The sequence below is a fragment of the Hominifimenecus sp. rT4P-3 genome (genome assembly GCF_051055405.1).
Classification (GTDB): Bacteria; Bacillota; Clostridia; order Lachnospirales; family Lachnospiraceae; genus Pseudolachnospira.
Window position 1 is genome coordinate 2,770,329 of the sequence record NZ_CP167068.1, and the last position, 21,328, is coordinate 2,791,656.

The following is a 21,328-nucleotide window of genomic DNA, read 5'->3' on the forward strand; positions in this document are numbered from 1 at the left end:
TGGTTTCTAATGAAAAAAATCCGGGTTCCCGACGGTCCCCGGATTTTTCCTTCTTAATCCATTTTCTTCAAACTGTGCTTCACCATAAACTGAACCGCCTCATTTCCCGGAGCAGGAATCATCTTTCTCTCCTTCCCAATCTCAAGGAACTCCGGCGCTTCCGCCGTATAAGGCTTCCAGGTATCGCTTCCCTGTGGATTCGGATTGCCCGTCTTGATAAAGTTCGCCCAGCAATCCGCCAACTCGTTGGAAAGATCAAAGTCAAATCCCGTATAAGGGCGATTCGAACGCAGCAAGGTCTGGAATACAAAGTGGTGTTCCACCGAATGATGCGCGCCGGTCGCTTCCGCTCCGGGCGGCACATAGGTGAAATAGTAAGCGTAGGCCGGTTTTCTTCCCAGCTTCGCCTGATTTTCACACCAAGCAATATCTCCTGCCAGCATGTCGTCTCCCATCCGATTCTCAAAGAACTGCGCGCAGTAAGCGGGATCTTCCGGACGAACCACGTTCAAATATTCCTCTTTATCCTCCCGATATGTCTCGGCGACTCTCTTTATCACGTCCTCTGCCGGAGCCGGAGCCCCTTTATGGCGCATCTCGTCCGCCGTACAGCCGACCATGGTCTCCAGTTCCGGATGCTTGCCGGAAAGGAAATACTGAGCCAGCGGTTCGGTCAACGCATAGCCGTCGATACACGGAGAAAACGGCTTTTCAAAAGATTCTTTTTTAAACTGCTGATAGGTATCTACGATGGTCTGGGCATCCACTTTACGCGCTTCCCCTACCGTGGAAACTCCCAAAAGCTGGAAGAACCGCTTTCCTTCTTCTTCCGCGTCTGTCAGGGATTTGTGTTCCAGCACGCCGCCCCGCGCCAGGCCGCCGCCGCTTTGCATAATCGCACGCTTAAAATCTCCCGCTACCAACGGGCACGCACACATATTTTGAACGCTGAATCCACCGGCAGACTGGCCAAAAATCGTCATGTTATCCGGAGCTCCGCCAAAAGCGGCAATGTTTCTCTTTACCCACTTTAAGGCCGCCGCCTGATCTAAGGTGCCATAATTTCCCGTGGAACCATGCGGATCTTCCGCTGCAAGATCCGGATGAGCCAGAAAACCGAATGCATTCAAACGATAGTTCAAAGTTACCATCACAATGCCACGCTTGGCAAATCCCTCTCCATCGTAGGCATTCAGATAACCATATCCAGTCTCAAATCCACCGCCATGGATATAGACCGCCACCGGCAATTTCTCATCCGCTGATTTGGCCGGAGTCCAAACATTCAAATATAAACAGTCCTCGTTTAACGGGTATTCCACCACATAAAATTCACTGGCCGCCAAAGTATTTCCGCCTTCCGACGCAAAACGCGGCTGCGGGCAGATATCGCTAAAGCGATAGGCCGGATAGACGCCCTCCCAATTTTCTACCGGCTGGGGGGCTTTCCAGCGCAGCTCTCCAATCGGGGGCTTTGCAAAAGGGATTCCCTTAAAGACACTGACCGCCTGATTTCCAGCAGGCAAGCCTTCCACGATGCCATTTTCCGTTTTTACTTGCAATAATGCCATATTTCCTCCTCCATTTCCAGGCACTCGAACGCCAAACCTTGTTTTCCTTTTCATGATATCACACCGCTAAGGCAGCTTCCATTGCCAGTTTTTTTAAAGTGTGGCATTTTTTTAAAAATTTGAAAACCGCCGTAGGGAATTTGTTTCCCATACGGCGGTATCTCAGTATTTAACGCGATTCTTTTCCTTCATGCTTCTTTTTGTAATCCAAAAAAAACTTTTTCAGCCTTACCAGAGATTTGATTAAGATCCCCTTCTCTTCTCCATCCAGATTCTTTACGACCGCCTCGATCATCTCATGATGGAACACTTCATGATGACGATACGCCCGAACGCCCTTCTCCGTCAAAAGAATATAGACCACTCTTCGGTCCTCCTCGCTTCTCTGGCGGACCACGTAGCCTTTTTTCACCAGATTATTCATCGAGATCGTCAGAGTTCCCATGGTCACGGACAGCTTTTTTGCAATCGAGGACATATTCTGCGGCTCATCCATACCGACCGCCTCGATAATGTGCATATCGTTGTTGGTGATGTCTCGGAATTCGCCGGTGATGATCGCATCCTGTTCAATATCCATGATATCGTTAAAAAGCACGACCAGAATATCGTTCAACGCCTGATAACTGTTTTCCATGACATCCCCTCCTCCCTCGTCCCAGCTGGGTATCTTAGGCTATGATAGCACGTTTTTTCTTGGGAAGCAAGGCATTTCCTACCCTTCCGGAAACAGATCCGCCATCACTTCCGGCACCGTTTCCATCCGTTTCGAACGCCAGGCGTTGGCGCCGCAAAAAATCAAAGCGTCGTCCATCCGCCCCTTTGCCGCGTTCACCAAAGCATCGGTAATGCAATAAGGAATCTCTGCCGGACGGCAATGCTCCAAGCATTGATGGCAAAGGGCTGGTTTCTTTTTTCCCGAACGCTTTAAAAAGGAATTTAAAATGGCCCTTCCCGGCATTCCCACCGGACTTTTGGTAATTACAATATCTTCTTCCTTTGCCTGAAGATAGGCTTTTTTGTAGGCGTCCGGCGCGTCGCATTCCTCCGTCGTCACAAAGCGGGTGCCAACCTGAACGCCGTCCGCGCCCAAATCCACCAACGCATGACGTACGTCTTCTCTGCCATAAATCCCGCCAGCCACCACCACTGGTATCTTTTTCCGGTATTTTCCAGCATAGCCGCGGACGGTCTCGATAATTCGTTTAATTTCCTCTTCAAAGGCACGTTTTGTCAGGCTTTTTGCTTCTTCCTCGGAAAATCCCAAGTGACCTCCGGCTTCCGGCCCTTCCACCACGACCAGATCGGGTGCAGTCTGATAGCGCCTATCCCAAAGCTTACAGATCAGGGCAGCCGCCTTAGAGGAAGAAACGATCGGCGCCAGCTTTGTGGAAAAACCAGCGGCAAATTTCGGCAAATCCACAGGAAGACCGGCGCCGGAAACAATCAAATCCGCCCCCGCTGCCGCTGCCGCTTTCACGTACTCTCCATAACGTTTGGTCGCTACCATAATATTAAACCCAAGAATCCCCTCCGGCGCCATCCGCCGCGCCTTCCGAAATTCTTTCGCCAGGGCTCGAAGATTGGCCGCAATGGGATTTTGGTCAAAATCCGGCTCCCGCCATCCAATCTGCGCCGTCGAAATCAGCCCGACTCCCCCCTCTTTCGCGACGGCTCCCGACAGGCCGGACAGGCTGATTCCGACTCCCATACCACCTTGAATCAGCGGCAGTCTTGCCATTCGATCTCCAATCTGTAATGGCTGCATATTTTTTCTCCCTTCGGCCTACAGGGCCCGGAAACGCTGATAACGGCGTTCCACCAATTCCTCCAGAGAAAATTCCTGATATCTATGCAGAAAATCCCGAATTTCTACACGAAACAGGCCGCACAAAATCCCCTTATTTTCCTCGCAAGCGGGAATCTCTTCCGGCAAAATTTTCTCGATGACGCCAAGTTCCTTCAAATCCTCCGCAGTCATCTTCATCACCTCAGCCGCCTCGCTGGCCCGCTTGCTGTCTTTCCAGAGAATCGACGCAAAGCCTTCCGGAGACAACACCGAATAAACCGCATTTTCCATCATCCAGACCTCGTCGGCCAAGGCAAGCGCCAGGGCGCCGCCGCTGCCCCCTTCCCCAATCACGATGGAAAGCACTGGGGTTTTTAGGGAAGCAAGCTCAAACAAATTTTCTGCAATCGCCCGTCCCTGCCCTCGTTCCTCCGCTTCCAAACCGCAAAACGCGCCGGGAGTATCCACCAGGCAAATCACCGGACGGTGAAATTTTTCTGCCTGTTTCATCAGACGCAAGGCCTTCCGGTACCCATCCGGGGATGGCATTCCAAAATTCCGATTGAGATTTTCTTTCAGATTTTTTCCCTTTTGCTGTCCGATCACCGTCACCGGAATCCCCTGAAATAGAGCAATGCCCCCGACAACCGCGCCATCGTCCCGGCAGTAACGGTCCCCGTGCAGCTCAAAGAAGTCCGAAAACACACCCTCGATATAATCCAGCGCATTTAAACGCTCCGCCTGGCGGGACCGCTCCACCACTTCCCAGGCGGTAATCTTTGCCCTTCGCCTTTTTTTCGGCAGAAAAGGTTCCGCCGCATCCTCCCATTCCCCTTCTTTGTGGAGAGCAAGCAGCCTTCCCAGCGTTTCCTTTAGATTTGCCCGCTCCACAATGGCGTCCAAAAAGCCATGTTCCAATAAAAATTCCGACCGCTGAAACCCTTCCGGTAGTTTCTGTTTGATGGTCTGCTCGATCACCCGCGGACCGGCAAACCCAATTAACGCGCCTGGCTCCGCCAGGATGATATCGCCAAGCATAGCAAAACTTGCCGTCACACCGCCGGTCGTCGGATCTGTCAATACGCTGATATAGAGAAGTCCCGCGTCGCTGTGCCTCTTTAAAGCCGCCGATGTTTTCGCCATCTGCATCAAAGAGACGATTCCCTCCTGCATTCTGGCTCCTCCGGAACAGCAGAACAAAATCAACGGCAGCCGCTCCCTGGTGGCCCGTTCCACCGCCTGGGTAATCCGTTCTCCCACCACAGAACCCATGCTTCCCATCAGAAATCTGGCGTCGCAAATCCCAATCACGGCGGAATGCCCGCCGATCTTCACCCGGCCGGTCATCACTGCTTCCGTCAGTCCGGTGGTCTCTCTCATCTGCTGAAGTTTCTCCCGATAGCCGGGAAAATCCAGCGGGTCTTGTTCTTCGATTTGCCCATCCCAGGATTCAAAACTTCCCTTGTCGGCAATCATCCGCAGACGCTGATGTGCTTTCAGCCGGAAATACCCATGGCATTTGGGGCAAATATAGGAATTTGCGCGCACCTCGTCTTTGTAAACCATATTGCCGCAGATCCCGCATTTTGTCCAAAGCCCCTGCAGCAGTTCTGTCTCTTCCGTTTCACGGCGGCTCTTTTTTGCCCTTAAAGCCGCTGGCTTTTTCCCCCACAGATCTTTTAACATAGGCTGTTATCCTCAAAATATTTCTCAATAAAGGAGGTATCCTGCTTTCCTTCCTGAAAAACCGGATGCCCAATGATTTTTAGCTGGTATTCCTGGGTCGTCTCTACCCCTTCCAGCACTAGCTCATCCAAAGCCCTCTCCATCTTTCGGATGGCTTCCTCTCGGTCTTCTCCGTGAACGATAATCTTTGCAATCATGGAATCATAGTAAGGCGGAATCTGGTATCCATTGTAGACAGCTGTATCCACCCGGACGCCATTTCCACCCGGCAGATGAATATCCGAAATGATTCCCGGACAGGGTTTAAAATTTTTCTCTGGATCTTCCGCGTTGATCCGGCACTCCAACGCATGACCGGTCAGCCGGATCTCCTCCTGCCCAAACCGCAGCCGTTCCCCTGCCGCGATCCGAATCTGCTCCTTCACCAAATCCAGGCCGGTCACAGCCTCGGTCACCGGATGCTCCACCTGGATCCTGGTATTCATTTCCATAAAATAAAAATGGCCCTCTTCATCCAGAAGAAATTCCACTGTACCCGCATTTTCATATCCGGCGGCTTTTGCCGCCTCCACCGCGGTCCGTCCCATGGCCTCCCGCAGTGATTCTGTCAGGGCCGGGCTTGGAGCCTCTTCTACCATTTTTTGATGACGGCGCTGTACCGAACAATCTCTCTCGCCCAGGTGAATCACATTTCCATAGGAATCCGCCAAAATCTGAAATTCCACATGACGGGGATTCTTTACAAAACGTTCCAGATACATGGTTTTATCCGAAAAGCCTTTTTCCGCTTCCCGCTGCGCTGTCAAAAACTGGGCGGTAAATTCCTCTTTTGACTCGGCTACGCGCATCCCGCGTCCACCGCCGCCGGCAGCCGCCTTGATCATCACCGGATAGCCGATCTTCTCCGCCGCCATCAGGCCCTCTTTTTCCGTAAAAACCGGTTCTTTTGTTCCCGGCACCACCGGTATACCCGCGGTGATCATGGTATTGCGTGCCTCCGCTTTATTTCCCATGCGGGCAATGACAGAACTTTTGGGGCCAATAAAACGAATCCGGCATCTCTCGCACATTTCCGCAAATTTACTATTCTCTGACAAAAAACCAAATCCTGGATGAAGCGCATCGGCTCCCACCGCGATTGCCGCGCTTAAAATCCGTTCCCGATTCAGGTAACTTTCTCCCGGAGAGGCCGGGCCGATACAGACGGCTTCATCAGCCAAAATCGTGTGAAGCGCCTCACGATCCGCTTCGGAATAGACGGCCACCGTGGAAATCCCCATTTCCCGGCAAGCCTGAATGATACGCACGGCAATTTCGCCTCGATTCGCTATCAAGATCTTCTGAAACATTTGATTCCCCCTCTGGACTTTCTTTCCTGCTCACACCCTCGGCAGGGCCAAAAATCACTGCACAATAAAGGTCATTTCTGCGGTTACCGCCATCTGCCCATCCACCGTAGCCGTCCCACGGCCGATGCCCACCGGTCCTTTTTTCCGGATAATCTCACAGGTAAGGCGAAGCGTATCGCCCGGAACTACCTTTCGCCGGAATTTCACCTTATCCAGACCGCCGAAGAAAGCCGTCTTCCCTTTATTTTCTTCCATGCTCAAAATGATCGCCGCGCCAACCTGAGCCAACGCCTCCACCACCAGTACACCCGGCATCACCGGCTCCTCCGGAAAATGGCCGGCAAAAAAATCCTCCCGGTAGGTCACGTTTTTTATCCCCACCGCCCGCTCGCCTGGCGTCAGCTCTTCCAACCGATCCAGCAGCAAAAAAGGATGGCGGTGGGGAATAATCGCTTCGATCTCCTTGATCCCTAACGACATATCTCCTCCTCACCGAATGCGGAAAAGGGGCTGGCCGTATTCGACCACCTGCTCGTTTTCCACCAGGATCGCAGTCACGATGCCATCCGCCTCACATTCGATTTCATTCATCAGTTTCATGGTCTCAATAATACCCAGCACCTGCCCTTTTTTCACCGCGTCGCCTACACGGACAAATGGCTCCGCGTCCTCGCTGGGAGTGCTGTAAAACGTCCCCACCAAAGGAGACTTCACAATATGTTCCGCCTCCATGCCATCCGGTACCACAGAAGGAAAGCGTTCCGTCGGCCCACACTCGGCGGCAGGCACCAGGCATCGTTCCGCCGGGCCGCTCTCCTGGATGGCGGCAGCTGGAACCATCCCCGGATTCGCCTTTTTCAGTACCAGACGCGTCTCTTTCTCGCTGTATTCCAACTCGCTGAGAGAAGAGTTCGCCATGGCCTCCATCAACTGTAAAATCTGTTCGTGTTCCATGGCAAGCCTCCTAATCCTCGTATTTCTTTAAACAAAGCGTCGCATTGTGTCCGCCAAACCCTAAGGAATTGCTCAGACAGCAGTTGATATTTTTTGAAATGCCTTCCTTTACATAGTTCAAGTCACATTCTTCATCCGGCAGCTGATAACCTGCCGTGGGATGGACAAAGCCATCTTCGATGGTCTTCACACAGGCAATAAACTCCACGCCTCCCGCGGCGCCCAGTAGATGCCCTACCATGGATTTGGTGGAGCTGACCAAAAGCTTCCCCGCGGCGCTGCCAAACGCTTTATGAATGGCCCGCGTCTCAAACAAATCATTGTGGTGGGTGCTGGTGCCGTGGGCATTGATATAATCCACCTGCTCCGGTGTCACCTCCGCCTCCGCCATCGCCAATTCCATGGCTTTGGCGGCCCCGCTCCCGTCTTCCGCTGGGGAGGTAATATGGTAAGCGTCGCTGGTGGCCCCATACCCGGAAAGTTCCGCGTAAATCCTGGCCCCTCTGGCCTTCGCATGTTCCAGCTCTTCCAGCACCACGACGCCAGAGCCCTCTCCCATCACAAAGCCGCTCCGCTCTTTGTCAAAAGGAATGGACGCCCGCAGCGGGTCAGTGCTGGTGGTCAAGGCGGTCAGAGCCGTAAACCCCGATACTCCCAGGGAGGTAATGGCGCTCTCCGTCCCTCCGGCCAGCATCACGTCGGCCTCCCCGCACTGGATACTGCGGAATGCCTCGCCGATGGAATGGGTTCCCGTGGCGCAGGCCGTCACCACATTGATACACTTGCCCTTCATGCCGAACTGGATGCTGACATTGCCCGCCGCCATATTGCTGATCATCATGGGGACCAGCATGGGATTCACCCGCCGGGGCCCGCCGGACAACAGCCGTTGGTACTCCCGCTCAATGGCTTGCAGGCTGCCGATCCCAGAACCGATACTGATGCCGACTCGAAAAGGATCTTCCTTCTCCATATCAAGCCCGGCGTCCTCCACGGCTTCCTTCGCTGCCGCCACGGCATACTGACAAAATGCTTCCATCCGCCTCGCCGTCTTTTTGTCCATATATTCTCCAGCGTCAAAATTCTTCACTTCCGCCGCCAGTTTAACTTTATAATCTTCCGTATCAAATTTGGTAATCGCTCCGATTCCCACAATTCCTTTCTTTAAGGATTCCCAGAATTCTTCTACACTGTTTCCCACCGGGGTAATCGCCCCCAGCCCGGTCACTGCCACTCGTCTCATATCATTCTCCTTTACATGGCCATCCCGCCGTCCACACAGAGCACCTGACCGGTGATATAACCGGCCTTCTCCGAGGCCAAAAAGGCAACGGCCGCCGCAATATCCTCCGGACGTCCAAAATGCCCCAGCGGAATCTGGGAAGACGCCGCTTCCCGCACCCGCGCAGGCAGCCCTGCCGTCATATCGGTATCGACAAAGCCCGGCGCCACGGCATTGACCGTAATCCCGCGGGACGCCACTTCCCTGGCCACGGACTTGGTCAATCCGATCAGCCCTGCTTTGGAAGCGCTGTAATTGGCCTGGCCGGCATTTCCCATCACGCCGGAAACTGATGAAATATTGATGATACGGCCGCTTCTCTGCTTGAGCATCGCTTTTGCCGCCCATTTGCAGCAGTGAAACGCCCCTTTTAGATTGGCGTTCAAAACGGAGTCCCACTCTTCTTCGCCCATACGCATCAGCAGGCCGTCCTTTGTGATACCTGCATTGTTAACCAAAATATCGATTCTCCCATAACGGGCCAGAAGATCGGCAAAACATGCTTCTACCGCCGCGCCGTCCGCCACATCGCAGGAAACAGCTTCCGCTTTTCCGCCCGCCGCCTCAATCTGACGCACAGTTTCCTGGGCCTGATCCTTCGATCCGCGATAATTGACAATCACCAACGCGCCCTCCGCTGCCAAAGCCAGCGCAATTGCTCTGCCGATGCCTTTTGCCCCACCGGTAACCACCGCCACTCGATTTTCCAATATGATCCGCCTCCTTATGCCAGTTTTTTATATTTCCAACGCTTCCAGCTGCTCCAAGGTCTCCACATTGTACCACTTGGCTTCCTTTGTCATTTTCCGAAGAAAGCCGGTCAGCGTCCGCCCCGGTCCGATTTCCACAAAAGTATCGATACCGTCCGCCAGCATCCGCTCCATGGTCTGCTGCCAGCGCACCCCATGGCTGACCTGACATTTCAGCAGGTCTTTCACCTCTTTGCTCTGAGTCACATATTCCGCCGTCACATTGGTAATATAGGGGATCCTCGGCTCCGCCAAGACAACTGGCTCCAGGGTCTCGCCTAATTTTTCTCCGGCCTCCTGAAGCATCGCCGAATGAAAAGGACCGCTGACATTGAGGGGAACCACCCGCTTTGCCCCAGCCGCTTTTAAAGCCGCCCCGGCTTCTTCCACAGCGGCCAGCTTTCCGGAAATGACGGTCTGACCTGGACAGTTATAATTTGCAATCTGTACGTCTTTTCGGTCTCTCAGCACGTCCTCGATGGTCTCATTTGCGAGGCCCATCACAGCGGCCATACCGCCCTGACCGGCAGGAACCGCCTCCTGCATCAAAATCCCCCGCCGGCGAACCACGGATACCGCGTCTTCAAATCCCATCACGCCGCAGGCAACCAGCGCGCTGTATTCCCCAAGGCTGAGTCCTGCCGCCACGTCTGCCCGAATCCCCCGGCTTTCCACTTCTCGCAAGATCGATACGCAGGCGGTCAGCAAGGCCGCCTGGGTGTATTCCGTCAAATCCAGCCGGTCATTGGGCGTAAAGCAAAGTTCCTCCATCGAAAAGCCTAACTGCCTGGTGGCTGCCTCAAAGGTCTCCCGAACCAACGGACATTTCTCATAAAAGTCCTGGGCCATTCCCACTTTTTGAGCGCCCTGACCTGGGAAAAGAAACGCTATTCTTCCCATCGCTCCGCTCCTTTTAACAGGGTCTTCGTCTCGCTTACCAATTCCTGGATGATTTCCGCGCAGGACTGGCGTTTTCGAATCAAGCCCGCAATCTGGCCTGCCATCACGCTGCCATTTTTTACGTCGCCTTCCTGCACCGCGCGGCGCAGGGAGCCAAGGGTCAGCTTTTCCAGTTCTTCAAAGGGAGCGCCTTCCTTTTCCAGTTCCAAATATTCTCTCGTATTTTGATTCCGCAGCGTGCGGACCGGATGGCCGTGGCTGCGTCCCGTTACCACGCTGTCGATATCTTTTGCATCGACAATTCGGTTTTTATAATTTTCATGGACCACCGCCTCGTCGGAAACCACGAACCGTGTTCCAATCTGGACGCCTTCCGCGCCCAGCAAAAACATGGCCGCCATTCCTCTGCCATCTCCGACGCCGCCGGCTCCGATCACCGGAATTTCCACCGCGTCTACCACCTGGGGAAGAAGCGTCATGGTGGTCTGTTCTCCGATGTGACCTCCCGCCTCGCAGCCTTCCGCCACAACGGCGTCTGCGCCATACCGCTCCATCCGGCGCGCCAAAGCCACGGACGCTACGACAGGAATCACCCGGATTCCAGCGCTTTTCCACGTCTCCATGTACTTTTCCGGATTCCCGGCCCCAGTCGTGACAACCGGCACTTTCTCTTCCCAGACCACCTGGGCCACTTCATCTGCGTAGGGGCTGAGAAGCATGATATTCACGCCAAAAGGCTTTTCGGTTCTCTCCCGTACTTTACGAATTTCCTGACGCACCACCTCGGCGGGCGCATTGGCGGCTCCGATCAGTCCAAGACCGCCTGCCTCTGAGACCGCCGCGGCCAGATGGTGCTCCGCAATCCAGGCCATTCCGCCCTGGATAATCGGATATTTTGTTCCTAAAAGCTCGCTTACTCTTGTCTTCATGGCTTCCGCCTTTCTTATTCGGTAATTCCCTTGGATGCCAGGTAGTCAATTACATCCTGCACCGTCTCCATCTTCTCCAAATCATCCGTCGGAATCTCAATGGCATACGTATCCTCCAAACGCGTCACCAACTCAAACAGATCCAGAGAGTCCGCATTCAAATCGTCCTTTAACGACTTCTCCGCCGTCACCTCCTCCGCATCTACGCCCAACTGGTCTGCAATCAATTCTTTCATTTTCTCTAACATCACAATTTCTCCTTTTTGTTTTCTTATTTTTCTCAGAGGCTCCTTTTGGCCTCTGGAATTTTCTATTTTTCAGGAATTCAAGTGCCGAGAGGCTTCGTGTTAAAAAAGTCGGAATATTTTGTATTTGCAGGAGCGTTTGTACTTCTTCGATTCCGGGAATTTGTATTGCGAGCAAAAATAAGACTGTTTGAGCGCAGCGAGTTTCTTATTTTTGTGAGTGCTTTTTACAAATTCCCGAAATCTTAGAAGTACTCGCTCCGAAACTCTACAAAATATTCCGACGCTTTTTAACACGAAGCCTCTCGGCACTTGAATCCTGGAGAATAAAAATTACTCACCAAGAATACCACGCAAAGCTTTACCATTCCATCACGATGGACCCCCAGCTCAGTCCTGCCCCGAACCCGGACAAAACCAGCTTTTCCCCTCGAACAAGAGAACCCTTTCGGTTCCACTCATCCAGCAAAAGCGGGATACTGGCCGCCGCCGTATTTCCAGTTCGCTCGATATTCATCGGTACTTTTTCCAGCGGAATTCTCAAATTCTTTGCCACTGTCTCCAAAATTCTCCGATTGGCCTGATGAAAAAAGAAATGGGAAACGTCTCCTACGCAGACGCCGGCGGCTTGTAAGGACCGCCGTACCGTCTCCGGCACCGTCCGAATCGCAAATTTGAAAATTTCCTGTCCATCCATCTGAATATAACTTTTCTGGCTTCCTTCCTCCGATGCGTCCTGCAATGGATTTTGAAGGGGAATTCCTGGGCAGGGAAGCGCCATGCCTTTGCTTCCCTTACTTCCCATATCGATCGCTAAAACGCCCTTCTCATCGATACCAACCACCGCAGCGCCCGCGCCGTCTCCAAAAAGGACGCAGGTTCCGCGATCGCTCCAATCCACCACTTTTGAAAGGGTCTCCGATCCGATCACCAATGCCGTGCGAGCCATCCCGGATGTCAAATAGGCCTGCGCCGTAGCAAGGGCAAAAAGGAAACCAGAACACGCCGCGCCAATATCCATACAAACCGCATGTTCCATCCCAAGCTCCGCCTGAACCTGGCAGGAAACGCTGGGGCAAAAATAGTCCGGCGTCATAGTTCCAACCAAAATGAGATCGATCTCCTCCGAGGTTACTCCCGCATTCGCCAGCGCCGCCTCCGCCGCTTTTACCGCCATCTCTACCGTCCCGGTTTTGGTGATATGCCGTTCCCGAATTCCCGTCCTCTCTCGAATCCAGGTATCGCTGGTATCCAGCCACTGGGCCAGATCATCATTGGTCAAATACCCTTCCGGCAGATAACTGCCAGTTCCTAATATTCTCGCTCTCATCCCATCTGCTTTCCATTCTTCTATTTTATTTGAATTTCTAATGTTTTTGTTTTCTTATATTTTGTATTTCAAACTATTTTAGCATAAAAGTATTATAGCAGAAAATTCCTCCGTGTCAAGAAAAATCCAACAAAGGATCTCTATCAAGATTTTGAGGTCAGAAAGGGGCCGTATAAAAGGTATCGGAATATTTTGTAGGGTTTCGGAGCAAGTACTTCTAGGATTCCGTAAATTTGTGAAAAGCATGAACAAAAATAGGAAACTCGCTGCGCTCAAACAGTCCTATTTTTGTTCATAAGACAAATTCCCGGAATCGAAGAAGTACTAACGCTCCTGCAAATACAAAATATTCCGATACCTTTTATACAGCCCCCTGTTGACATCCGAATCCCTATAGAACCAAAAGGCGCTCCCCTTAATTCCTCAATTTGAACGTCTTTGGCGCCAGACGATATACCAGAATGCTCGCCACAATGCTGTAAAGCACACAAAATCCAATGGTCATAACGCCAAACACCAACGTGGGCATCTGCAGCTTCATCAGGTAGAAGCAAGCCAAATAAGTCATGGTCAAAATCACCTGATACATTCCGCTTTTCATCTCCGTCCCTGCATTATAAGGCTGGAGCAAATAGTAGATGGTGAGATAGTGAATCGAAAAGAACATACTCATACAAGGGACAGATACCAAGAGCGCCACATAGTGAAGTGGATTGTCTGTACCGCCAGATGCGTACAAAATGGCGGATAAGCCGATTCCAATAATCAACGCCGGCGCCATATTGATTTTCATGATCTCCCGCAGGCGAATCTGAAACAGCTTCAACACAAATTTCGGCTGTTTATAAAAAGAATAGGTGAGAAGGCTATGGTCGCAGTTCATAAACAAAGCCCTAGTAAAATCCGTACCGCGGTTGATAAAATACAAAATAAAGGCAAAGTACGGCAACGAGGATAATACCAGCTCATTTGCCGGCTCCTTCCATTCCGGCGCCAGCAAAAAAACCAATAGCACGGCACAGATCAGACAGATACAGACAAAAGTGATCTTCTTGGTCGCTTTCCACAAAATTCTTTGATGACGCTTGATAAACAGCTCATTTAAATATTCAAAGCCCTTCTTGTTACTGCTGATCGTAACGTCCGCTGAAATATTCTTTTCTGCCGCTTTTTTACTTACCTGTTTCGCCGCATCCATCTGATTCATCATCTGGGCAAGCAGTTCCTGATTGATCTCACGATATGCTCGAAAAGATGCGATTCTCCGTATCCCAGCCACACCTATCGGAATAAAAAGAACAAATAAAACAGTGGGTACTACCGCGGGCAAGACAATCCCCAAGGCGGGCAAACCATAAGCCGCGCCCAAAAGAACAGCTGTCAACAGCCATTGATATTTTTGGAGATTATTTTCATTGTAGGCAAGGCCGCTGCGCTCATAATCCCACAGGGAATAGGCGGCAAAGGCCAGCTTGATGCCAGCGATCGAAAAAGGCAAAAGGAGGCAGAGCCAGAGAGGGATATCTTTGTTCAAACCAAAGATCATGGTAAATGGCAGAAATCCAACCACCACTTTTAAGATTGCGTAAGCGTAATTCACCAAGGTATAGGTTCGGGCATCCATTCTCATCAGGATGATCGCATAATATTTATCCTTGGTGGGGTTAAAAAGGCTTGTGTTTACATACGCGCCGATGACCGTCAAGAATAGCAAAAGATGCAAAAACACCTGCTTTTCTGGAAGAGCCTCATACAGCATACCCATCCCCGATACCATCGCCAGGAAATAGAGAAATTTTCCAAGAAAAACCGAGACAAGCTCCCACAATACCGACAAAATATTGGCAAACACTTTTAGTCCCCGCACCTGATACAAGGTGTCCGGCAAAACTTTTTTGATCAAAGGAATCTGCTTTAGCGCGTATAGGATTCCGTTTACCTTGTAGGTATTCTTGAGGGAAAAGGAGATTTTCAGCGTTTTCTTCATACGCCTTCCTCCCGCAGCGCCGCGATGATCTTTTCCTTAAACTCGTGGCTGTCCAAATTTCTTTTCTCCACCACTTCCAGTTCCCCATGGCTGAGCAAAACGATTTCATCGCAAAGGTCAAGGGCAAGATCCATCAAATGGGTGGAAAAAATCGTAATCCGCCCCTGCTTTAAGGAACGGAGCAGCTGCTTCATCTCTTCCGCTACCACCACGTCCAAGGAAGTCAACGGCTCGTCGAGAAGCAGGATATTGGGCTGTGCGATTATATTAATCAGCATCTGCATCTTATTTTTCATGCCGTGGGAATAGTCCTTTAAGAGCTTATCCCGGTCCTCTGCGGCAATGCTGACGTAATCAAAATATTCGTCGATGGATTTCGGAGCCTCCACAGAACTTTCATTGATGTCTAGAAAAAATTTCAAAAATTCTCTGCCGGTCAAAAATTCCGGTACCGTCGGTGTGGACAGAACGTACCCCACATCCTCCGCCGTCAAAGCCCGGCGTCCCCTCTCTGTCTCCAGGAAAAAACTGCCGCCATCTATTTTCATATCCCGATTGATACAATTAAACAGCGTGGTTTTACCAGCGCCGTTTCTGCCCAAGAGACCATATATCTTCCCCTCTTCAAAGGTAAAATCAATATCCCGTAAGACTTCTTTTTTCTCAAAATGCTTTGATAAATGCTCGATCACAAATCTCATTTTATCGCTTCCTTTTTCTCTGTGTACAGGCGGCACAGTACCCTCAATTGACCGTGTTTGCCCTTGTCAATTGAAGGTATGCCTTGTTAATAAAGATACAGCTTTTGTATCTTATTATACACAATCACCCCCAAATAGCAAGTCATGTCCCCATAAGCAGAGAACCGCAAAGCGCTTTTCATACAGGGACCTTTCGCCCCCGACATCATCTCTATAAAATAAAAAAATCCCCTGGAATAACGTTCTTAGCTCATTATCCCAGGGGGCCTATTTCCATACTATTTCTAAATACATTTTTTCCTTGCATATAACAAATTACATCCTTCTCTATGTGTCTTCATATACGTTAAAACTGCGTCAAAAAACTCTTCATCCGTCTCATAATCCCGATACATAATTTCCCTTAATTCTTTTCTCGTCTTTTCCCTAATTTGGTGAAACTCTTCATCCGTATAACCTGGGTGCTCTATCTCTCGTTTATAAAGATCTCTCCACATATGTTTCACCTCCTTCCGTTCCAATCTTTAAAATCCGTCAGCATCCGTATTAGCTAAAAGCAAATAAAACTACACTTGATTGATGTGTATTATAGCAAATTCAACACTTTTTAGAATTGTTTTTTACATCTTTTTAGACAAAGTATGCAAATATCGTAGTTTACCACTTTGTAATCGTTGTCTAATAATGACTATTATAGACCAAAATTGCATTCGTGTCACCAGAAAAGAACGATTATTTTTATTTATTTTCGAATTTCATTGCTTTTTATATGTTTCTTTTCTTTTTTTCCAAATCGCCAGTACCAAAATATTTTTTCCATAAACATTGCTTAATATTGCAACAAAAAATCTCTCAAGTAAAAAAATTCTTATTCGTATGCTTTCTTAATTAAATGAAAAGAACCATTCCAAAGGCAGAATTCCTCTGGAATGGTTCTCTCATCTTTTTTTGTTTTTTAATTTTATCTACACCGGCAGCCAGAGGCATCACTTGGCGAAGTACGATCTAATTCCCCAAGCAACTCTCGGAAAATCTGCACATGACAGACTTCATCTTGTATGATTCTCTCCAGGTTTTCCACGATTCCTGCATCCCGAATCCATCCAGCCTGCCGCTTATAACAGCGAATCGTCTCTTCCTCTGCTTCCAATGCCAACGTTAAAATTTCCCGCGGATCACCCGAGTACCGATTACACGCAGGCGACCAATAGTTCATCCGTCTGCCAGAGCTGCACCAAAGTCTTGGGTCCGCCCCCAATTGATAGGCCAGTTCTCCGAAAATATGTAAGTGATGCATCTCCACCATACTAATTTTCCGAAAACATTCTGCAGCCTGCGGCCACTGCTCTTCCAAAATCAAGCCGTCATAAAAATATCGGCTCACCGCGCTCATCTCTGAATCGCAGCTTCCCAGGTTCATCAACATCGCATCCGCATAGGCCCGGTTACAACCAGCCACATGTACTTGTGGATAAGGCCCCGGCGCCGTATACTGAAATTCCCGATTCATTGCTTCTCCCGCTGATCTTTTTTTCATCCTATGTAAGAAACAGGTTTTCCCAGACCAGCAGCCAAGCTCTATCCTTCAAATTTTTCTAAAATGCCAATTCCTAGCGGATAGGGGCCAGTATGTACTCCAATCGTAGTCCCGACCTGATAGAGCTGAATTTCTGCCGCCTCTCCCAATTCCTTCAGCATTCCAGCAAAACGGTCCCGCAAAGAGATCCCTTCCTCCCGGTCATAGCCATAACCGACAAAAATCTGATAGTGCGACAGAGGGCCTCCCAGCTTTTGAAGATATCCCTTGGCCGCTTCTATCACTTTCGCTATTGAGCCAGCTCGACTTCTGGAAACGCCAAAGGAAGTGATCTCATCGTCTTTCCATACAATCAATGGACGTAACCGCAGCGTCGACGCTGCCAACCCGATCAATTTCCCCACGCGGCCCCCATGGACCAGATAATCCATCGTTCCAATGGTAAAAAAGATTCTCCCAGTCTTTTTCAAACGCTCTAATTGCTCCACCGCCTGATCTAAGGAAATTCCGGCGTCACGCATACGGACGGCTTCCAGGGCCAGAACCCCTTCCAATACCGTCACCAACGTGCTATCGACGACCCGTATCTGCTGATTCGGATATTTTTCCCCCATTAGATCCGCAGCGGCACGAGCCGAATTATAGGACCCGCTCAATTCCGACGACAGGCAGATACACAGGATATCCATCCCCTCCTGAAGATATCCCTCAAATGCATCCACATAATCCTGTACGGAAGGAAGAGACGTACGGGGATAGACTTGAGGCTCGTCCTTCATTCTCTGGTAAAACTTATGAACCTCCAGTTCTTCCCCCTCTTTTTCATAAATTTCCCCATCAAAGCTGACATAAAACGGCACCACATGGATGCCACTCTCCCTTGGGATGTCCTTTCCCAAATCAATGGAACCATCGCAAATAATTTGAAATGCCATCGTTTTTTCTCCCTTTTCCAGCTCTTTATTTTTCTGTCTTACCTTGGATTTCCCACAAAAAACAAGGCGATTGTTCCCGGCCCGGAATGAGATCCAATCACTGCTCCCACTGGATTGATCAAAAACTTCTCAATCCCGAACCGTTTCCTGACGGTTTCCTCTACGAATTTCGCATCCGCCAGACAGTCTCCATGACTGATAAAAACTACGTCGTTTTCAAATCCCTGCATCTGGCGTTCCATCCGATCTACCAGGGCTACCAAAGATTTCTTTCTGCCGCGGACCTTGTCAATCGGAATCAGATGGCCTTCCTCGTCCACATGAAGCACCGGCTTGATACCTGCCAAAGTTCCAAGCACGGCTGTGGCTTTCGATACGCGGCCTCCGCGGTGCAGGTGAAACAGATCGTCTACCGTAAAATTATGGCAAATCCGCGGAGCCAAATTTCGAACCCAATCAGCCAGTTCTTCCAGACTCATCCCCTTCTTCTTTGCCTCTACCGCCTTATAAACCAGCAATCCTTCTCCTAAAGAGGCGCATAGCGAATCCACAACCTCAATCCGACATTCCGGATGCTCCTCCATCAGCATCTTTGCCGCAATCTGGCAGCTATTGCAGCTGCCGCTTAAGCCCGACGAAAAGGCGATATGCAAGATATCCTTTCCCGCTTTCACAATCGGCTCGAAAAGAGCGTACCCTTCCTCCACATTGATCTGGGAGGTGGTCGGCATGGCTCCGCTTCTCACCTTATCATAGAATTCTTTACTGGTTAATCCCTGGTTATCCCGATAAGTAACCCCCTCCAATACATAAGAAAGAGAAGCGATGGAAATTTCATTTTCCCTTAAATATTCCGCCGGCAAATCAGTGGTGCTATCCGATGTAATCACAAACTCTCTCATCCCGTCCCCTATCCTTTCTTACTGCCTTTCATAAACGGTATAATGGTAACGCCGCAAAACTTCAGCCGCCTTTTTCACCGTCTCCCCATCATAAAACTCTACACGAAGGGCGCCGGACTGTACCTCCCGTTTATTTCGAATTTCCAGATTCTTAATGCTAAGACGCGCGCTTCCTAAAATCGTCGCCACAATCGCAATGGCGCCCGGTTCATCCGCGATCTCTAGATATAGCTCGTGAATCGGCTCTACACCGGCCCGGTACTGAGCTTTGATTCCCGTCCGGTATTGTCTGGCCGAATCAAAATATTCCAGAAGAAAACTCTCTTTATCCTTCTTAACAGCTTCGCCCACACGGGAAAGCGCTTCCTGATACTGTTCCAGCGCTTCCATCAACGCCTTCTTATTCTCCCGGCAAATCTGCTGCCACATCTCCGGCGAGGAAGAGGCAATCCGGGTAATATCCTTAAAGCCTCCGGCGGCCAGCATTTTCATCAAACCGGCTCGATTGTCCGATTTCTTTACCAGATTCACCAGCGTATAAGCAATCATATGCGGCAGATGGCTGATATAAGCCGCCGCGCGGTCATGATCCCGGTAGTCCAAGATCAGCGGAACCGCACCGATCGCCTTTATGATCGCTTGATATTCCACCATCTGCTCCGGACGGTTGTCCCTGGTGGGCGTCAAAATATAGTAAGCATTCTCCAACAGACGGTCGTTGGCATTGGCATAGCCGGTCAATTCGGATCCGGTCATCGGATGGCCTCCAATAAACTGCCCGGAAAGTCCCATCTCTTCCACCGCTTCGTGAATGGTTGTCTTGACGCTGCCGACATCCGTCAACAGGCAGTCCGGACGGATGATCTCCTTTAACTTCGCCATGCAATCAATATTTACGCTGACTGGCGCGCACAAAAAGATCATATCGCAGGCCGCAAAATTTTCATCGATGCTGTCCTGCGCTTGATTGAGCACCCCATCCTCCAGGGCCGCTACCAAGCTTTCCCGGCTCCGATTATAAGCGATAATCTTCATCTCCGGGCAAACCCGGCGGAGCCCCTTCGCCAGAGAACCTCCGATCAGACCCAGGCCGATAAAGCCAACTGTTTGAATCGCCATGGTTTTCCTCCTCTTTTTTCTATCCTTTAAATCAATGCTTTGGAATGCCATTTTTCTCCCCGGTAGCGAATCACAAAGCAAGTAATCCGCACGCCCCAGTCGATAAACATCGCAATCCAAACGCCATATAACTGAAAATAATGTCCCAGCAGATAAGAACCGCCAACCCGGAACACCCACATAGAAACCATGGAAATTCCCATGGTAAAGGCCGCGTCGTTTCCAGCCCGAAGCGTATTCGGAAGATTAAAGGACAAAGGCCATAGAAGCGTTCCGAACACAGCGTGCCACATCAACAACGTCCAGGACATTTCATAGGCAGCGTCCGACATATGGTATATGTCCAAAAGGAAAGGCCGCAGCAGAATGATAAGCGCGGATACCACTCCGATCATCCAGGTGGATGCCCAAATCAGGTTCTTTGTGTAGGTACGGGCCTGCCCGATCTCATCCGCGCCAATACACTGACCAACCACCGTAATTAAGGCTAAACTAACGGCCGTACCCGGAATAATCATAAACATGCTCAGGTTACTTGCTACAGAATTGGCCATGATGGAGGCCGTTCCATAGGAGGATACCAGGCTCAGCACTAAAATCTTTCCCAACTGGAACATCCCGTTTTCCATGCCTCCCGGAATTCCGATCGAAAGAATCCGCCGGATCATCCGGCCCTGCGGCCGCAGATGGCGTAGCTCGGAAACATGGAGCGGATAACGTGGATTATGAATTCGAACCAATAAAAACAAAGAGCCGACTATCCTGGAAAACAACGTGGCGACCGCAGCCCCGGCTACTCCCCACTTCATCCCAAAAATCAAAATTGCATTTCCAGCAATATTGATCAGGTTCATGACAAAAGAAACCTGCATCGAGATCTTTGAATTCCCCATGGAACGAAACAAAGCGGCGGCGGAGTTGTAAATCGCCATAAACGGATAAGTCAAAACAATGATCATAAAATAGGTCACTGCCTGGCTCATGACGTCCTCTTCTGTTTTTCCGAATATGAGCCGCAGCAGCCATTCATTTCCGGCCAACATCAAGGCGGAAACGCCGAGAGCCAGGACAATGGTTGTAAACAGAAGCTGCCCCGCCGCTTGGCAGGCAGACTTCTCATCCCGCCTTCCGATATACTGGGAGCTGACCACTGCGCCTCCGGTAGCCAGCGCAGTCAAAATGCTCAAAATCAAATTATTTAAAGAATCTACCAACGATACGCCGGACACAGCCGTCTCGCCAGCTACGGATACCATCATACTGTCTGCAATGCCGACCGTAATCGTTAGGAGCTGCTCCACCATCAATGGAATCATCAGTTGGTAAATTTGTTTCTTAGAAAATAACATCTTTATTTCCCTTC

21 protein-coding genes are annotated in these 21,328 nt (G+C 50.3%); all 21 read right to left on the reverse strand.

Annotation, left to right across the window (positions count from 1 at the left end; translation table 11 throughout):
- Nucleotides 1-53 precede the first annotated feature (53 nt).
- Entirely contained in the window at nucleotides 54-1,571 is a 1,518-nt protein-coding gene (locus ACCC71_RS12740) for a carboxylesterase/lipase family protein (protein WP_434310004.1), read from the reverse strand.
- Between the two features lie 169 nt (nucleotides 1,572-1,740).
- Nucleotides 1,741-2,208 carry a MarR family winged helix-turn-helix transcriptional regulator gene (locus ACCC71_RS12745; RefSeq protein WP_434310005.1) on the reverse strand — a complete coding sequence of 156 codons (468 nt, stop codon included), beginning with the start codon at nucleotides 2,206-2,208 and terminating at the stop codon, nucleotides 1,741-1,743.
- A gap of 78 nt (nucleotides 2,209-2,286) precedes the next feature.
- Nucleotides 2,287-3,339, reverse strand: a complete 1,053-nt coding sequence (locus ACCC71_RS12750; protein ID WP_434310006.1) for an NAD(P)H-dependent flavin oxidoreductase — start codon at nucleotides 3,337-3,339, stop codon at nucleotides 2,287-2,289.
- A gap of 18 nt (nucleotides 3,340-3,357) precedes the next feature.
- The gene (gene accD, locus ACCC71_RS12755; RefSeq protein ID WP_434310007.1) at nucleotides 3,358-5,046 is read right to left on the reverse strand and encodes an acetyl-CoA carboxylase, carboxyltransferase subunit beta; all 1,689 of its coding nucleotides are present in this window, start codon (nucleotides 5,044-5,046) and stop codon (nucleotides 3,358-3,360) included.
- Entirely contained in the window at nucleotides 5,040-6,395 is a 1,356-nt protein-coding gene (locus ACCC71_RS12760; protein WP_434310008.1) for an acetyl-CoA carboxylase biotin carboxylase subunit, read from the reverse strand. The genes accD and ACCC71_RS12760 overlap by 7 nt, the downstream gene beginning before the upstream one ends.
- A gap of 54 nt (nucleotides 6,396-6,449) precedes the next feature.
- Nucleotides 6,450-6,875 carry a 3-hydroxyacyl-ACP dehydratase FabZ gene (gene fabZ / locus ACCC71_RS12765; RefSeq protein WP_434310009.1) on the reverse strand — a complete coding sequence of 142 codons (426 nt, stop codon included), beginning with the start codon at nucleotides 6,873-6,875 and terminating at the stop codon, nucleotides 6,450-6,452.
- A 9-nt stretch (nucleotides 6,876-6,884) separates the two neighbouring features.
- Nucleotides 6,885-7,349, reverse strand: a complete 465-nt coding sequence (gene accB, locus ACCC71_RS12770; protein WP_434310010.1) for an acetyl-CoA carboxylase biotin carboxyl carrier protein — start codon at nucleotides 7,347-7,349, stop codon at nucleotides 6,885-6,887.
- A gap of 10 nt (nucleotides 7,350-7,359) precedes the next feature.
- A complete protein-coding gene (gene fabF, locus ACCC71_RS12775; protein ID WP_434310011.1) occupies nucleotides 7,360-8,592 on the reverse strand; it encodes a beta-ketoacyl-ACP synthase II in 1,233 nt (410 codons plus the stop codon).
- 11 nt (nucleotides 8,593-8,603) lie between these two features.
- On the reverse strand, nucleotides 8,604-9,344 hold the full coding sequence (gene fabG, locus ACCC71_RS12780; protein ID WP_434311860.1) for a 3-oxoacyl-[acyl-carrier-protein] reductase: 741 nt from the start codon (nucleotides 9,342-9,344) through the stop codon (nucleotides 8,604-8,606).
- 24 nt (nucleotides 9,345-9,368) lie between these two features.
- On the reverse strand, nucleotides 9,369-10,280 hold the full coding sequence (gene fabD / locus ACCC71_RS12785) for an ACP S-malonyltransferase (RefSeq protein WP_434310012.1): 912 nt from the start codon (nucleotides 10,278-10,280) through the stop codon (nucleotides 9,369-9,371).
- Nucleotides 10,268-11,209, reverse strand: coding sequence for an enoyl-[acyl-carrier-protein] reductase FabK (gene fabK, locus ACCC71_RS12790; protein ID WP_434310013.1), 942 nt, complete (start codon nucleotides 11,207-11,209; stop codon nucleotides 10,268-10,270). The genes fabD and fabK overlap by 13 nt, the downstream gene beginning before the upstream one ends.
- 14 nt (nucleotides 11,210-11,223) lie before the next feature.
- The gene (gene acpP, locus ACCC71_RS12795; RefSeq protein WP_434310014.1) at nucleotides 11,224-11,457 is read right to left on the reverse strand and encodes an acyl carrier protein; all 234 of its coding nucleotides are present in this window, start codon (nucleotides 11,455-11,457) and stop codon (nucleotides 11,224-11,226) included.
- Between the two features lie 358 nt (nucleotides 11,458-11,815).
- Complete coding sequence (locus ACCC71_RS12800; RefSeq protein WP_434310015.1) at nucleotides 11,816-12,784, reverse strand: beta-ketoacyl-ACP synthase III; 969 nt, start codon at nucleotides 12,782-12,784, stop codon at nucleotides 11,816-11,818.
- Between the two features lie 415 nt (nucleotides 12,785-13,199).
- The gene (locus tag ACCC71_RS12805; protein WP_434310016.1) at nucleotides 13,200-14,771 is read right to left on the reverse strand and encodes a hypothetical protein; all 1,572 of its coding nucleotides are present in this window, start codon (nucleotides 14,769-14,771) and stop codon (nucleotides 13,200-13,202) included.
- Nucleotides 14,768-15,472: an ABC transporter ATP-binding protein gene (locus tag ACCC71_RS12810; protein ID WP_434310017.1), complete on the reverse strand. Its 705-nt coding sequence runs from the start codon at nucleotides 15,470-15,472 to the stop codon at nucleotides 14,768-14,770. The genes ACCC71_RS12805 and ACCC71_RS12810 overlap by 4 nt, the downstream gene beginning before the upstream one ends.
- A gap of 284 nt (nucleotides 15,473-15,756) precedes the next feature.
- Nucleotides 15,757-15,969 carry a hypothetical protein gene (locus ACCC71_RS12815; protein ID WP_434310018.1) on the reverse strand — a complete coding sequence of 71 codons (213 nt, stop codon included), beginning with the start codon at nucleotides 15,967-15,969 and terminating at the stop codon, nucleotides 15,757-15,759.
- Nucleotides 15,970-16,433: 464 nt separating this feature from the next.
- Nucleotides 16,434-16,982, reverse strand: coding sequence for a ferritin-like domain-containing protein (locus ACCC71_RS12820; RefSeq protein WP_434310019.1), 549 nt, complete (start codon nucleotides 16,980-16,982; stop codon nucleotides 16,434-16,436).
- A 68-nt stretch (nucleotides 16,983-17,050) separates the two neighbouring features.
- Nucleotides 17,051-17,944 (reverse strand): DegV family protein, encoded by an 894-nt coding sequence (locus ACCC71_RS12825; RefSeq protein ID WP_434310020.1) that lies wholly within the window; start codon nucleotides 17,942-17,944, stop codon nucleotides 17,051-17,053.
- 38 nt (nucleotides 17,945-17,982) lie between these two features.
- Entirely contained in the window at nucleotides 17,983-18,846 is an 864-nt protein-coding gene (locus tag ACCC71_RS12830) for a DegV family protein (protein ID WP_434310021.1), read from the reverse strand.
- An 18-nt stretch (nucleotides 18,847-18,864) separates the two neighbouring features.
- Complete coding sequence (locus ACCC71_RS12835; protein ID WP_434310022.1) at nucleotides 18,865-19,965, reverse strand: prephenate dehydrogenase/arogenate dehydrogenase family protein; 1,101 nt, start codon at nucleotides 19,963-19,965, stop codon at nucleotides 18,865-18,867.
- A 26-nt stretch (nucleotides 19,966-19,991) separates the two neighbouring features.
- Nucleotides 19,992-21,314: an MATE family efflux transporter gene (locus ACCC71_RS12840; protein ID WP_434310023.1), complete on the reverse strand. Its 1,323-nt coding sequence runs from the start codon at nucleotides 21,312-21,314 to the stop codon at nucleotides 19,992-19,994.
- Between the last annotated feature and the right edge of the window lie 14 nt (nucleotides 21,315-21,328).